The 13,240-nt window shown below is 63.0% G+C and carries 13 protein-coding genes and 1 pseudogene; 6 read left to right on the forward strand and 8 right to left on the reverse strand.

The features are described from left to right. Positions 1–696: 696 nt before the first annotated feature. Positions 697–1,293 carry a chalcone isomerase family protein gene (locus tag AC30NL_RS17525; RefSeq protein ID WP_489465275.1) on the reverse strand — a complete coding sequence of 199 codons (597 nt, stop codon included), beginning with the start codon at positions 1,291–1,293 and terminating at the stop codon, positions 697–699. A 266-nt stretch (positions 1,294–1,559) separates the two neighbouring features. Between AC30NL_RS17525 and queE the strand changes: the two genes are divergently transcribed. Then, positions 1,560–2,195 carry a 7-carboxy-7-deazaguanine synthase gene (gene queE / locus AC30NL_RS17530; protein WP_489465276.1) on the forward strand — a complete coding sequence of 212 codons (636 nt, stop codon included), beginning with the start codon at positions 1,560–1,562 and terminating at the stop codon, positions 2,193–2,195. Then, positions 2,195–2,554 (forward strand): 6-pyruvoyl trahydropterin synthase family protein, encoded by a 360-nt coding sequence (locus AC30NL_RS17535; protein WP_489465277.1) that lies wholly within the window; start codon positions 2,195–2,197, stop codon positions 2,552–2,554. Before queE ends, AC30NL_RS17535 begins: the two co-directional genes overlap by 1 nt. An 84-nt stretch (positions 2,555–2,638) precedes the next feature. On the opposite strand, the gene AC30NL_RS17540 is transcribed toward AC30NL_RS17535, so the two are convergent. The 4 genes from AC30NL_RS17540 to AC30NL_RS17555 all read right to left on the reverse strand — a co-directional run bounded on the left by AC30NL_RS17540 (position 2,639) and on the right by AC30NL_RS17555 (position 7,495). After that, complete coding sequence (locus AC30NL_RS17540; RefSeq protein WP_489465278.1) at positions 2,639–3,187, reverse strand: outer membrane beta-barrel protein; 549 nt, start codon at positions 3,185–3,187, stop codon at positions 2,639–2,641. 203 nt (positions 3,188–3,390) lie between these two features. After that, positions 3,391–4,050: a class I SAM-dependent methyltransferase gene (locus AC30NL_RS17545; RefSeq protein WP_489465279.1), complete on the reverse strand. Its 660-nt coding sequence runs from the start codon at positions 4,048–4,050 to the stop codon at positions 3,391–3,393. Between the two features lie 201 nt (positions 4,051–4,251). Beyond that, positions 4,252–4,968 (reverse strand): hypothetical protein, encoded by a 717-nt coding sequence (locus AC30NL_RS17550; RefSeq protein WP_489465280.1) that lies wholly within the window; start codon positions 4,966–4,968, stop codon positions 4,252–4,254. 103 nt (positions 4,969–5,071) lie between these two features. Beyond that, positions 5,072–7,495, reverse strand: coding sequence for a penicillin-binding protein 1A (locus tag AC30NL_RS17555; RefSeq protein ID WP_489465281.1), 2,424 nt, complete (start codon positions 7,493–7,495; stop codon positions 5,072–5,074). Positions 7,496–7,685: 190 nt separating this feature from the next. On the opposite strand from AC30NL_RS17555, the gene AC30NL_RS17560 reads away from it, so the two are divergent. From AC30NL_RS17560 to AC30NL_RS17570, 3 genes are all read left to right on the forward strand, one after another. Continuing rightward, positions 7,686–8,078, forward strand: coding sequence for a TraR/DksA family transcriptional regulator (locus AC30NL_RS17560; RefSeq protein ID WP_489465282.1), 393 nt, complete (start codon positions 7,686–7,688; stop codon positions 8,076–8,078). Between the two features lie 97 nt (positions 8,079–8,175). After that, the gene (locus AC30NL_RS17565) at positions 8,176–9,180 is read left to right on the forward strand and encodes an SDR family oxidoreductase (RefSeq protein WP_489465283.1); all 1,005 of its coding nucleotides are present in this window, start codon (positions 8,176–8,178) and stop codon (positions 9,178–9,180) included. Positions 9,181–9,306: 126 nt separating this feature from the next. Next, entirely contained in the window at positions 9,307–9,783 is a 477-nt protein-coding gene (locus AC30NL_RS17570; RefSeq protein WP_489465284.1) for an SET domain-containing protein, read from the forward strand. Between the two features lie 9 nt (positions 9,784–9,792). Here the strand turns inward: AC30NL_RS17570 and AC30NL_RS17575 are convergent, their stop codons facing one another. Further along, entirely contained in the window at positions 9,793–10,434 is a 642-nt protein-coding gene (locus AC30NL_RS17575; protein ID WP_489465285.1) for a phosphatase PAP2 family protein, read from the reverse strand. 102 nt (positions 10,435–10,536) lie between these two features. Here AC30NL_RS17575 and AC30NL_RS17580 point away from each other — a divergent pair. Continuing rightward, a pseudogene (locus AC30NL_RS17580) lies at positions 10,537–10,637 on the forward strand (3'-5' exonuclease); the annotation flags it as partial. Between the two features lie 76 nt (positions 10,638–10,713). Here AC30NL_RS17580 and AC30NL_RS17585 read toward each other — a convergent pair. Together AC30NL_RS17585 and AC30NL_RS17590 are read right to left on the reverse strand one after the other, a co-directional pair. Next, positions 10,714–12,063 carry a hypothetical protein gene (locus tag AC30NL_RS17585; RefSeq protein WP_489465286.1) on the reverse strand — a complete coding sequence of 450 codons (1,350 nt, stop codon included), beginning with the start codon at positions 12,061–12,063 and terminating at the stop codon, positions 10,714–10,716. Positions 12,064–12,236: 173 nt separating this feature from the next. Beyond that, positions 12,237–12,509: a hypothetical protein gene (locus AC30NL_RS17590; RefSeq protein WP_489465287.1), complete on the reverse strand. Its 273-nt coding sequence runs from the start codon at positions 12,507–12,509 to the stop codon at positions 12,237–12,239. Positions 12,510–13,240: the final 731 nt, after the last annotated feature.

Raw genomic sequence — 13,240 nt, forward strand, 5'->3', positions numbered from 1 at the left:
GCGGTCCCAAGCTGAGCAAGGTGCCGATCTCAACATCGCCCTCAAGAACACCGGGACGTCACCCCCTCAGATCGCCTCGGATATCAACGGACATAACAGCCATGAGGCAGTCGCCTAGTTCCGCTGTTTAGCCAACATCGCGATCACCAGACCGCGCACCGTTGCCGAGGCGAAGTCCTTGCTCCGCTGCTTCGATGCCCTCGGCCGCCCTTCCGAGAAGCCGAGAAACAGGTGGGGCGCAATCAGGCTGTTCGATAGCTACCGGTTGTGAACGTCTCGTGATGGCCGGGTGCCGGCACTGACGACCGGCGGTTTGCTGGCAATCTCGTGCATGCTGCTCAAAGCACGCAGCGACGCGACCGTCGCCAAGTCATTGTCCGCATTCACGCACCAGAGCGGAAACTCTGGCGTCCTACGGTTGTTGTGCTGCGCCCTTGACCGGCGTCCACATGTGGGTTATGGCTGAGGTGTGTTCACAGGATCTCGCCGAGATGGCCAAGGTGGCCTTGGAAGACGCCGATCAAGTCCTCCGCGCAGGGCGTATTGCACCGCGGTGTGGATGGGCTTGTGCAGCCCGCGGTGCTCGACGCGTGCGTGTCGGTCGGAATGCAGAGTGCTGGCGTTGAAACCTATGGTGATGCCAGACATGGATTGCATCCGTTTCGATGAAGCCGGATGCCCTCCGCCAGAAGCCGCCTACTTGTCGTTACCCAGCAGCGAGGCCTTCAACCCGCGATCGGCCGGCGAGTCGCCTACCCAGATATTCATCACCATCGTGAAGAACTCGTCGTCGCCGACGGGCTCGCCCTGCGGTTGGCCCAGGATGTAGAACTGTGTGCCCTTGCCCGGGGTGTATTCCATGGCGAAGGTGTCGCCCGCCACAAGCTTGGACTTGGCTGAGAAAATTTCAATGAAGCGGGTGGTGGACGGTGCGTGGCGCTGCACCTGATCTTTGTGCGAGTTTTCGGAGAGACCCTTCATGAACAGGCGGCCGAGATCGGTGCCGGGGATGTCTCGCAACGCTGTGAACTGCAATCGCTTCGGCCCGGGCAGTGCCAGCAGTTCTTCGGGGGTACTGACCTTTCTGGTTGTATACAACGCCATGTCGTAGACCTTGAAGATGGCCTTGTAGCGGGTGCCCGCGCCGTTGAGTTGCAGCTTGGCACCCCTTACTTCTGTCACGGGCTCGAACTTGGTCGACGTGTTGGCCGCGAGCGCGGGGACGGACGCGACAAAGGAGCAGACCATCGCGCATGAAGCGAGGGCGAATCGAAGGCTTTTGGACAAGGTCATTGGGTTTCTCCAGTGGATGGTCTTCGGTAGCCGACGAATCGAATCGGGTCGACTTGCGGTGTGCTGACGCTCGCGGTCCATTCCGCTCGATCGAAAAAAACCCTGAGCATCGGGGCGCAGACTCTATCGCGCTTCAACGGCACGCCAGTGCGGCAGAGTGTCCCCGGTGGGTAGAGGCGTCCAACAGGGTGCCCGGTAAAATCGCGCCCCTTTGGCCATCGGCCAGTACATCCGCTCCCAACGGAGCCAACAAGGCGAGTGCCAGCATGACCTACCAGGTCAAAGAGATTTTCTACACATTGCAAGGCGAAGGCGCCAATGCCGGCCGGCCGGCGGTGTTCTGCCGCTTCGCGGGCTGCAACCTCTGGAGCGGTCGCGAAGAGGACCGCGCGACGGCCGTGTGCCGCTTTTGCGATACCGACTTCGTGGGCACGGATGGGCCGGACGGCGGACGTTTTGCCGATGCCGCGTCGCTGGCCGCTGCCATCGCATCGCGCTGGACGGGCATGACCTCGGGCCAGCGGCTCGTGGTGTTCACCGGCGGCGAGCCCTTATTGCAGCTCGATGCCCCGCTCATCGACGCCATCCATGCCAGGGGCTTCGAGATCGCCGTCGAAAGCAATGGCACCATCGCAGCCCCCGCAGGCATCGACTGGCTGTGTGTGAGCCCCAAGGCTGGCGCACCCTTGAAGCAGACACGCGGGCAGGAATTGAAAGTGGTGGTGCCGCAGCCAGCGCTGTCGCTGGACGATCTGGCGCTGCTCGATTTCGACCATCGCTTTCTTCAGCCGATGGACGGCCCCGATGCGGCCGCCAACACGCAATGGGCCATTGCGCAATGCCTGCGCGATCCGCGCTGGCGCCTGAGCGTGCAGACGCACAAGGTCATCGGGATTCGATGATGGTTTACGAACTCTCCCAGCGATTTCACTTCGAGGCGGCGCACACGCTGGAACGAAAGATCGATGCCGTCCCCAGCAAGCGCATCCACGGGCACACCTATCATGCAGAGGTTACGCTGCGGGGGCAGCCAGACCCCGAGACCGGGATGCTGATCGATCTAGGCATCTTTCGCCGCGAGTTGGCGCAGGTGCATGAACTGATTGATCACCACTTTCTTGATGACGTCGAGGGCTTGGGCAAGCCCACGCTCGAAGGGCTGTGTGCTTTCATCGCGAAGCAACTTCAGGGGCGATTGCCAACGCTGGTGTCGGTGAAGATATGGCGTGCGTCGGGCGATTCCTGCAAGCTGATCGTCTGAATTTCAACTGGCCGGTCGACTCTTCTCGCCCATGAAAAACGCCGGCACGAAGCCGGCGTTTTGACGAGCAGTGCGATCTGGAGATCAGAAACCGTAGGTCAGGCCGACACTGGCGAGACGAATGTTGCCGCTGGAGCCCTGGTACTTCGCGCGCGACAAGTCGAGGGCGCCGGTCAGTTGCAGACCCTTGCTGATTTCGTAGCCGATGCCGAACCCGAGGTAGGCATTGGTGCTGGACTCCGAACCCACGACTGACGACGTCGGATTCGTGTCGACCTTGACGCGGTTGGACGCAATCCCGAGGCGGGCAACACCGGACCACTGCGGTGCGAAGTCGCCCAAGAAGGCAACACCAAGACCCACGCCCGTGCCTTTGACCGAGGCGTCGACGCCGCCGCTGCTTGCCTTGGCTTTGCCAAAGTTGAAATAGGTGACTTCACCGGCGACGTTCGGGGTGAACTTGTAGCCACCGAAAATCTTGTAGCCAGTGTCGCTGTTGTCGCAGCTCGCAAAACCTGCGCAGTCGAGATTGACGTGGCCTTGGCCGATGGCGCCACCGACGTAGGTTTGCGCAAAGGCCGTGTTGGCCGACAGAGCGCCGAGTGCCGCAATAGCCAGAATGATCTTCTTCATGTAGGTCCTCCATTTTTGTGAAGCTGCCGCAGAGAGATCGCGGCGCGACGGATTTTGCCGATCTACCGATCTAAAGGGGGCCGCTGTTGTGGTGGCGATACACCTAGAAGAAGGGGGGCGCAAGAAGGAATGCCTGCGCATTGATGTGAGAGGCTGACCTTGCAGTGTGGACACAGTGAATGTGGGATCGCCCGGTGCCCTGATCAACGCTTTCTCGCGAGCGTGAGGCCGTCGCCGACTGGCAAAAGTGACAAGTCGATTCGTTCGTCGTGATGCAGCTTGTCGTTCAGGGCCTGGATGGCCGCCGTGTCCTCGCTGTCGGCGGGACCAGCCACCTTGCCGCTCCAAAGCACGTTGTCGATCGTGATCAAGCCTCCGGCGCGAACGAGGGTGAGGCAACGTTCGTAGTAGGCGTCGTAGCTGCCCTTGTCGGCATCGATGAAGGCGAAGTCGTACTGGCCTTTGGCGCCCTCGGCGATGCGTTGGTCCAGGGTTGTCAATGCCGGCTGCAGACGCAAGTCGATCTTGTGCGCCACACCCGCCTGCGTCCAGAAGGGCTTGCCGATGCGTGTGTACTCATCGCTGATGTCGCAGGCGAGTACCTGGCCGTCCTCGGGCAGCGCCAAGGCCACGGCCAAGGCGCTGTAGCCCGTGAAGACGCCGATCTCGATGGTCTTTCGCGCACCCATCAGCTTCACGAGCAACGCCATGAACTGGCCTTGCTCGGGCGAGATCTGCATGCCGCTGTGGGGGTGGTTGCGCGTTGCTTCGCGCAAGGCGGCTTGGGAGGGATGCTCTCGCACCGAGTGATCGAGTACGTAACGGTAGAGCTTGTCGTCGAGATTCAGTGTGCGGTCGGACATGGCGGCTCCTGCGTGAGGAGGCGCAGGTTAGCTCAAGTGCCGCCCTCATTGCATGTCGGGTACGAGCCGCAGCGTGTGATCCCAAACGGCGCGCCAATCCGATTGGACTTGGGGCGGCCCCCAGTAGCCTGTGCCGCGGCCGATCCAGGCCCACAGGGCTCGCAGCTGGACACCACGAGCAACGCGCCCTCGATCGGCGTTTCAGTCGTTGTTCAGGAGGCCCTGTTGCCACATTGGCCAGGCCTGCTTGAACGGATCCGCCTCGTGTGCAAACGCGCCGCGGTCCTTCGCGAGCCGAAGCCATGCGCGCGTGTCGTGGTGGGCGCCCGGCACCGGCTGGTCATCGCGCACTTTGCTGAACCAGGCGTGGACCTGTTCGTACTGCGCCGGGTGCTGCGACAGTGTCCAGGCCAGACCCACGAGATCGGCGAAACCTTCCTCGCGCCGCGTCTCGCGCATGTCGCGGCGCATCTTCATGAATTCCTGGTCGGTGTTGGTGGGCGTGTCATCGCTGGTGTCGACGAAGCCGGCAGGCAAGGTGTGCCATGCGCCGTGAACGTAACGCCAGCAATGGCCGAGTTCGTGCGCCACCATCGCCTCGACCACAGGGTCGAGCAGTGAAGGTTCGATCTGCGCCAATGTCGTTTCCGCCTCCGGGTTGCCGCGCATCGACAGCACGAGCTTGCAGCGCTGGTCGACGAAGCCCATCGCGATTGGCGCGTCGCCGGGCTTGGCATGCGGCTGCACGACGACGTCGACCGGCAGCTTCTGCTCTTTCGCGTACTCGATGACCGGCCAGCCGGCCTTGAGCCAGCGCATTTCGGTGCCCGTCAGGTCGGCGCTAAAGGAGGGTGTATGCACCGCCGCGAACAACAGCACGAGCGACACGAGGCGAAGGAGGGTGGAGGGCTTGACCATGCCCTCTGATTGGACCGGCACATGCGCTCGGGCGGGCGTGAATAAGCGCCATCAAGCGGCCAATTCGGCGACTCCCGAAGCGCCTGCCCGCGGATTCCGTGAATCATTGCCCGTTCGTGGCCTCGCTGGCGGCGGGCATGGAACTGCTCCTGCCGCTGCCCGAATTGCCTCCGGTCGATTCCCGGCTCATGCCCTGGATCACACGGTCGAGCTCGGCCGATGTCTTCGGCGCATCACTCGCCGGGGCCGGCTGGCTCGTCGTCATGCTGGCCTTGTCGCCAATGTTGATGCCGCTCGAATCTTCCCGTACCACGACGTCGTCGGCACCGGTTGCGGGTGAATCGTGCGATTTGTCCGGCGCTGAGGCGTCAATGGACCATGGGTCAGAAGGCCACGAGGCGCCGGGCGCCACGGGCGGGTGCCGGGCCGTCGGGAAGGTGGCTTTCGCGTTGATCAGGCGGCTCTTCAGGGCCGTGCGAAAGAAGTCGCCCACCAGCAGGATGGCGTTGTGTCCACCTTGCCCCCAGTAGTCGCTGCGCATGGTGACGCGCGAGTCGTTGAAGCCCACCCACGCTCCGGCGACAAGCTCAGGGTGCATGAGGATGAACCAGCCGTCGGTGTTGTTTTGCGTCGTGCCGGTCTTGCCGGCGATGTCACTCACGATGCCGAATCGCGACTTGATTTGCGTGCCGGTGCCTCGGTTGATCACGCCGCGCATCATGTCGATGAGATCGACGGCGGAGTCCGCCGACATCGCGCGCCGGGTCTCTCCACCGAACTCGGCGAGCACATTGCCTTGTCGATCGGTGATGCGCCGGACCATCACAGGTTTGTGGTACTGCCCCTGCTGCGCGATCGTGGAATAGGCGTTGACCATCTCGAGCAGTGTCACCGGGCTCGTCCCGAGCGCGAGCGAAGGCACAGGGTCGAGCTTGCTCTGCGACACCCCCATGGACTTCGCGAGTTCCGCGATGCGCGATATGCCGACCTCCTGGGCCACCTGTGCAGTGATGACGTTCTTCGAGTAGACGAGGCCGTCGCGCAAGGTCATGGGCTCGCCGCTGGGAGCCGTCATGTCGGTGGGTCGCCAGACCGTGCCGTCGCCGAGCTTGATTTCCACCGGGCCGTCTATGTAGGTGCGGTCCGGGCTGAGGCCGGCTTCCAGCGCCGCGCCGTAGACGAAGGGCTTGAAGGTCGAACCGGGCTGGCGTTGGGCGAGCGAGACGTGGTCGAACTGATCGGTGTCGAAGTCGCGGCTGCCGACCCAGGCCTTCACGTCGCCGGTGCCCGGGTCCATGGCGAGAAAGCCGGCTTCGAGGCGCGTCTTTTCCTTTCTGAGGCGGGCCATCAGCGTCGTGTCGTCCATCAGCGCCTGCATCGCCGCGGCTTCGCTGGCGTGGGCCTTGACCGCAGCGCTGAACTCGGGCGACTCGCGCACGAACATGCTCACCAAATCGCGCCTCCTGGTCCAGAAGTGCGCGAACGGGTCGACCTTGTTGCGTATGCCGAGGTAGGCATCGACCGAGGTCGATGCGAGTCGCATGCCGGACGAACTCCATTCCACGTCAGCGACCGCCTGCAAAGCCTTGGCCTGCTGCTCCACGGCGCGTGTGGCCGCTTCCTGCAAGCGCGAGTCGATGGTGGTGTGCACGACGAGACCATCGGTGTAGAGGTTGTAGTCATGCTCGTCGGCCCAGTCGATGAGCGACTTTCGAAGCGCGATCGCGAAATGCGGCGCGTCGCCGAGGATATCGGGCTGACGATTGAATTCGACGTTGAGCGGCTGCTCGCGCAGACGATTGAACCTGTCTTCGGCCAGCACCTTGTGCCGGACCATCTGCGCAAGCACGACGTTGCGCCGCTCCTTGGCGCGCGCGGGATGCAGGACCGGGTTGTAGTAGTGCGTTCCCTTGAGCATGCCGATCAGCGTCGCGCTTTCGAGTTCGTCGAGTTCGTTGGCGGACTTGTCGTAGTAGGTGCGGGCGGCCATTTCGATGCCGACCACGTTGTAGAGAAACGGCGCGCTGTTGAGGTAGTTCTCGAGGATCTCCGTCTTGGTGAAGTTGCGCTCGATGCGTAGCGCCGTGATGAGCTCTTTCGCCTTGCGTGTGAGCGTGCGCGAGCGGCCGATGTTGTCGGGAAAGAGGTTACGTGCGAGCTGCTGCGTGATCGTCGAGCCTCCCTGGGTGTCGCCGCCAGCGGTGCGAACTGCGGCGCCAAGCGTGCGGTAGAAATCGATGCCGTGGTGTTCGTAGAAGTGCTGGTCTTCGGTGGAGATGAGCGCATTGACGACGTGCGGCGAAATCTTGGCGAGCGTCACACGCTCTTGTTGCGCGCGCTTGAAGGTGGTGAGCACTTTGCCGTCGGCAGACAGGAGCACACTTGGCTTGATGTCCTGCAGGGCGCGTAGTTCTTTCACACCCGGCGAGCCCGGAATCATCGCAACAAGGAAGGTGATGAGACAGATCACCGGCACGCCAATCGCCAGCGCCATCCACAAGGCGATTCGGCGCGCTAGACCTGCCATGGCAAAGGCCCGTGGGCGTTGAAGGGCCAGCGTGCCCAGTTGGGAAAATTCCAGTTCATGTCCACCGTACTGCCGCGAAAAAAACGCGCAGCTCGGCCTTCAGGGGCAAACCTTGTGCCCATCCAGTTGCCTCGGGCACAAGGCTTGCCGCAGCGTTGCGATGAGCACAGTGAAACCGATGGAGTTGGCTATGTCGAAAGTGAATGTTGCTCAGGTACGCGCAATCGAACAGAGGCTGGCAAGCCGGGAAGCCGAGTTGCGCTCGCGCGTTCGCGAAGCCAAGGAAGCGCTGGCTGATCGACCGGGCACGGGCGCCGGCCACGTCGAAGACCTGGGCGAAGAAGGCGAGCAGCGTTTTCGCAACGGCATCGAGCACGTCGAGCTGCAACGCGATCAGGAAGAGCTGACCGACATCGCGTCCACACGCGAACGCATTGCCGATGGCAGCTACGGAGAATGTGTCGATTGCGGGCAGGACATCGCCCCGGAGCGGCTTGCAGCTCAACCGACGGCGAGCCGCTGTGTCATCTGCCAGGGTGCGTATGAGAAGAAGTATGGGACTACGCTGCGCTACTCGACTTGAGTGGCCAAAGCAAAGGCCGTGCATCTTGGGCCTGTCGAAGGAGCTCACGCACTTTTTCATCGGTCAGCAATCGGCCTTAACCCAATAGGAGGTGAACATGGCCAACTCGAATCCCAAATCCTCAGGCGCGGGAGCCGACGCAAGCGCCATCAAGCAGCGCCGTATGCAGGCGGAACAGGACCGACACGATGCGGGCAAGAAGGACGAAGGCAAGCCCGAAGCCAAGGGTGCGTCACAGGCCGGCGCCCGCCCCCAGCCTGAAAAGCTGCCGGCGCAGCACCTGAAGAAGCCCGGCCTCGAAGCGGACCTCGAACTCAAGCCGAATTCGCATGCGCCGGACTACGAAGGCAGCAACAAGCTGCGCCACATGGCGGCCATCATCACGGGCGGCGACTCGGGCATTGGCCGTTCGGTGGCGATCCTGTATGCGCGCGAAGGTGCCGATGTGGCGATCGTCTACCTGAACGAACACGAGGATGCGCAAGAGACGCAGCGCTGGGTCGAGGCGGAAGGCCGCCGCTGCATTCTCATTCCGGGCGATGTGAAGGATTCCCAGTTCTGCAAGCAGGCCGTGGAACAAGCGCTGAGGGCCTTCGGCAGGCTTGACATCCTGGTTAACAACGCGGCCTTCCAATTGCATGCGGATTCGCTGGAAGACATCACGGACGAGCGCTTCGATGAAACGCTGCGCACCAACGTCTACGGCTACTTCCACATGGCGCGCGCCGCCTTGCCGCATTTGAAGAAGGGCTCGTCGATCATCAACACGGGATCGGTCGTGGGCTTGGAAGGAAGCCCGCGGCTGCTCGACTATTCGACGACCAAGGGGGCGATACATGCGTTCACCAAGTCGCTGGCCGCAAACCTCGTCGACAAGGGGATCCGTGTGAACGCCGTTGCACCAGGGCCGGTGTGGACGCCGCTCAATCCGGCGGATTCGCCGGCAGAGAAGGTTGCGACCTTCGGGCAGAACACGGATTTGAAGCGGGCTGCGCAGCCGGAGGAGCTGTCGCCGGCGTATGTGTTCCTGGCGGCGCCGTGTTGCTCGGGTTACATCACGGGGATCGTGTTGCCGGTGACGGGAAGCGTGGGTGCGATTTAGCGCGGCCAGGCGTGGTCGGGGGGCCATCTCAGCCTCAGAGTCCGCCTGAGAGTCCGGTGGGTGCAACGAGATCCGAATTGTGGGTAATTGAATGGAACGAAGGCGCCCGGGCTACGACAATGCCGCATGCCTCAATTGCACGCCGTTGACGTTCACCCTGCTGAGCCCTCTGCGCCCCGCGCGAAGGGCCAGCGCAGCGATCCACAAAAGTTCGCTGTTGATGTGGCGCCAAGCCGCATCGACGGCCAGGGCGCATTCGCGGCGGAGCCGATCCCCGCACGCCGCAAGATCGGCGAGATCCGCGGCGAGCCCATCAGCGTGCGCGAAGCTCGCCGACGGGCCAAAGGCCAGGCACGCATCATGATCGTGGAGCTGAGCGACAAGCGCGCCATCGACGCCTCGGCGTCGAGCGACCCGCTGCGCTTCACGAACCATTGCTGCGTGCCGAATGCCGTGCTGCGCATCCGCCAGGGCCGAGTCGAGTTCTACGCAATGCGGGATGTGGCTGCGGGCGAGGAAATCACGGTGAACTATGGCGAGACGCACCACGAAGGAAAGCTGCGGTGTCGCTGCGGCGCTCCGGGGTGCATCGGGCGGCTTTGAACTTTGAATTTATCCGGTGAAATCCACGCTACGAATTCGATTAATGCGATGCAAGTCCGCGCGCGTGTGCGGCATGTGCCTTCCCGACAGCTTGAGCGCAAGCCGCGTGACCATGTCGTGGGTCGTTGAAGCGGGCGCATGCACCGGCATGATGGCAAGCCATGCCGCCATGCCCAGCGGCAGCCACAAGGGCACACTGGGGTGCCGCGTTCGCGCCATCCACAGCGTGGACACGCTCACCCCACAGCCGATCGCGAGACCGGCGATCACCTCGGACCATGAATGCGCCTCGACCATCACACGCGACACGCCGATCATGAGTGCGAGCACAAAGCCGGCCAGCCATGCGACGCGTTTCCATGCCGGAGAACGCGAACTCGCGATGATGAACAGCAGCGGTGGATAGACAGCGCTTGCGAACATCGCGTGGCCGGAAATGCCTGTGAAATCGAGCGTGGCGCTACCAATGCCCCAGCCCATGTATGCGACCTTGGTGATGGTGGTGACGATCGCCGCGGCCGACATCCAGGCGAGCCAGCGAATGACCACGGGCCGGGATTCGTCGCGATGGGCGAGCCATAAGCAGGCGCCGAGTGTGGCTGGCAAGAGGATTTGGGCTTCGCCGAAACGGCTTACGAAAATCCAGAACATCGATGTTTCCATGGTCCGAATGCTACCGTCCCCGATGGCAATGCGTCACGCACGGAAACGATTGCCGTCATCGATTTCGAAACCACCGGCAGGTCCTCGCGCATGGGAGCACGGGCGACTGACATGGCCCTGGCGCTTGCGACGGCCGCATTGTCGACCGCTACCAGAGCCTCATGCACACCGGGGCGTGGGTGCCGCCATTCGGGGAGGCACAAGCCTGCCCTGGCGAACACGCCTCTTCGTTCGCACTGATTTTTCGATACCTCTCAGGACAGTGCATCAACGCTGCTGGAACAACACAAGCCTCGTGTCCCTCGTCTGGTTGCCCGACGTTGCTTTCACGTTCACCTCATAGCGCATCCCCGGCACCGGCATCTGCGGCGCGATGTCGAAGCTGAAGTTGCCATCTGCATCGGCGGTGATGCGCTCGTTGTAGAGCTTCTGCGCCATGCCGATCATGCCGACAACCGAGGCGACGCCGACCACTTCCGCATCCACCGTCGCGCCAGGCGCGGTCTTGCCTCGCACTGTCACGCGGCCACCCGCCGGCACGGTGGCGTTGGGCTGGTGGCTCGTGATCGCCAGCGGCAGCCCGATGGCGGCCGTGGGTTGTTGCTCGACATTGAAGGCCCACGTGCTTCGTACCGGATTGCCTGCACCGTCCTTGGCGGTCACGTCGGCCACGTAGCGGCCGGGGGCGAGTTCACTGCGATAGGTGAAGAAGTCGCGCGTGATGCTGGCGTTGGATGTGACGTCGCGGCTGCCGAGCAGGATCTTCACGGTCTTCGGGTCGACGCCGAGACCGCCGCGGTCATCGAATGTGCCGGACACGGACACCGGGCCGGTGGCATGCACCGTATCGCCGTCTTTCGGCACCTGGTTGCGAATCGTTGGCGGACGTGAATCCACGAGCATCTGATTGCGCGTGAGGTTGCTGCGCACAACCTGGTTGTTGCCTTCGAGCGTGGCGACGATGGGCACGCCCCCGGTCACCTTGTCCAGCCGCTTGAGCGTGTAGGTGCCCTCATAGTGGCCAGGTGAGACTTCGCGCATGGGAATGCTGGTGGCGACGTTCTCGATTGCAAAGGTGGCGCGCTGGCCCGGCGTTCCTTCGGCCACGAACTTCAGCTCGGTGCCGGGCTCGAGCTTGTCGACGGGCATCGCGACGAAGCGATTCAGCGCGATCGCCGTCGGCCGTGCGAGTTGCGGCGCCGGCGTGGCGGCCACCGGTGGCGCTGAAGCATTCAGGCGCGCCATGGTGCTCGCGCTGCTTCGGTTGTTGCGGCGCATCGTGACCGTGGCTGACGAGTTGACATTCGCGCGGTCGATCGGCCGCAGCGTGTAGCCACCTTCGTAGACGCCTTCATCGACTTCCTGCAGCACCAGCGTGCGCGAAACTCCACCCACACGAACGGTCACGCGAGAGCCGGGCGTGCCCTCAACCCGGAAGAACAATTCATTTCCGGTCGCAACGTTCTGGGCGGGCTCCATTTCGAATGAGGTGATCTGCGGGGCGGGGACGACGGCGCGCTTGGTCGCCGCAAAAGCGGACTGCGCGGGAATGAATGTCATGCCTGAGAGTGCGATGAGCAGCGCACAAAGGCGCCTCGATTCAAGCCAAGGGCTCATGACGACCTCCTATGGGTTTTGTGCCCATGAAGAGGGGCAAATGGCGCGCCCGGCCCGTGCCGCGCCCTTCAAGACCACCGAGAGGGCGATCTGTTCGCTGCCGCGGCGATCAGCGGTTGCTGGCCTCCATCTGTTCGGCGATGAATTCGGGGCGTGCCCGTCGCCGGGGGCGGTCAGCGTGCAGACGTGGGCCCGTAGCGATGGCAATGCAACAGGCTCATCGCGAGGCCGGCGAGTTCAGGGCTGCCGCGGCGCTTGGCGAAGATGAACCGTTCGCGGGCATAGATGCGGTCGAAGGCGAGCGCCGACACGTGCGCCGTCCATCCCTCGGCAGCCATCAGCGCGCAGAAGCGCTCTAGCGTCGTCACATCAGCCTGCAAGGGCCGGGCGAGGCTGGGCAGAAGCCCTTCGAAGACAAGGCGCGCACTGGCTTGCTGGATCAGCATGGGAGTGGGGCCGGTGCTGGCTTGTGATGGTTTTGGCGGTCGCGTTGTCATGATGGGATCTGGTCAAGCGTGATGGTGCGAGGACTGCACCTGTCGACACCATAGGGCAGCGCGGCGGATTCGAAACATCGAAAGGCGACGGGATCGTGGCGCATTTCGCGTGCTCGACCGATATGGGGTATGGCTCGCTCCCGTTCGGGCTGCGAGGCAGGGAGTATTTCGAACGGTGTCCGGGAAGCACGTCAAAAGGCGCCTGATCTAGACGCAAAACGCAGCCATAGCTTGGGCTATGGCGAGCATTTGCAACGACGAGCAGGGGGCTTTTGGCGTGATGAGCGGGCATGATCGAAAGACTCTCAGCCTCTGAGGTATCGAATCCCCTCGACCTCGGGTTGAGGCTTCGATACTTCAGCCCGAACGGAGTTTGGGTATTTGTTCCGAGCCAAATCCAAGCCAACAAGCCAACAAGCCAACAAGCCAACAAGCCAACAAGCCAAATCCATCTCAGCCGTGGGCGTCGCGTTTCCTGTTGCGCTGGGGTGCGATTCAAACTGATGTGTACGCTTCAGGTTGCGGACACCGATTTCCGCTCAGGCTGACCCTTCGATACCTCAGGGCAGGGTACGCCTGCGGCGTATCGAAGCCCCATCCCGACGCTCCACAAGCCCTTCGATCGCGAAGCGACCCAGTCCTGAGGTATCGAAGGATCAGGGCGAACGGGTGTTGATGAC

Source organism: Rhizobacter sp. (assembly GCA_021153565.1).
Taxonomy (GTDB): Bacteria; Pseudomonadota; Gammaproteobacteria; order Burkholderiales; family Burkholderiaceae_C; genus Albitalea.

Bases quoted from the DNA above. Each gene is read 5' to 3' on its own strand.
- AC30NL_RS17525 (WP_489465275.1), bottom strand. From the start codon at position 1,293: ATGACCTTGTCCAAAAGCCTTCGATTCGCCCTCGCTTCATGCGCGATG.
- queE (WP_489465276.1), top strand. From the start codon at position 1,560: ATGACCTACCAGGTCAAAGAGATTTTCTACACATTGCAAGGCGAAGGC.
- AC30NL_RS17535 (WP_489465277.1), top strand. From the start codon at position 2,195: ATGGTTTACGAACTCTCCCAGCGATTTCACTTCGAGGCGGCGCACACG.
- AC30NL_RS17540 (WP_489465278.1), bottom strand. From the start codon at position 3,187: ATGAAGAAGATCATTCTGGCTATTGCGGCACTCGGCGCTCTGTCGGCC.
- AC30NL_RS17545 (WP_489465279.1), bottom strand. From the start codon at position 4,050: ATGTCCGACCGCACACTGAATCTCGACGACAAGCTCTACCGTTACGTA.
- AC30NL_RS17550 (WP_489465280.1), bottom strand. From the start codon at position 4,968: ATGGTCAAGCCCTCCACCCTCCTTCGCCTCGTGTCGCTCGTGCTGTTG.
- AC30NL_RS17555 (WP_489465281.1), bottom strand. From the start codon at position 7,495: ATGGCAGGTCTAGCGCGCCGAATCGCCTTGTGGATGGCGCTGGCGATT.
- AC30NL_RS17560 (WP_489465282.1), top strand. From the start codon at position 7,686: ATGTCGAAAGTGAATGTTGCTCAGGTACGCGCAATCGAACAGAGGCTG.
- AC30NL_RS17565 (WP_489465283.1), top strand. From the start codon at position 8,176: ATGGCCAACTCGAATCCCAAATCCTCAGGCGCGGGAGCCGACGCAAGC.
- AC30NL_RS17570 (WP_489465284.1), top strand. From the start codon at position 9,307: ATGCCTCAATTGCACGCCGTTGACGTTCACCCTGCTGAGCCCTCTGCG.
- AC30NL_RS17575 (WP_489465285.1), bottom strand. From the start codon at position 10,434: ATGTTCTGGATTTTCGTAAGCCGTTTCGGCGAAGCCCAAATCCTCTTG.
- AC30NL_RS17585 (WP_489465286.1), bottom strand. From the start codon at position 12,063: ATGAGCCCTTGGCTTGAATCGAGGCGCCTTTGTGCGCTGCTCATCGCA.
- AC30NL_RS17590 (WP_489465287.1), bottom strand. From the start codon at position 12,509: ATGCTGATCCAGCAAGCCAGTGCGCGCCTTGTCTTCGAAGGGCTTCTG.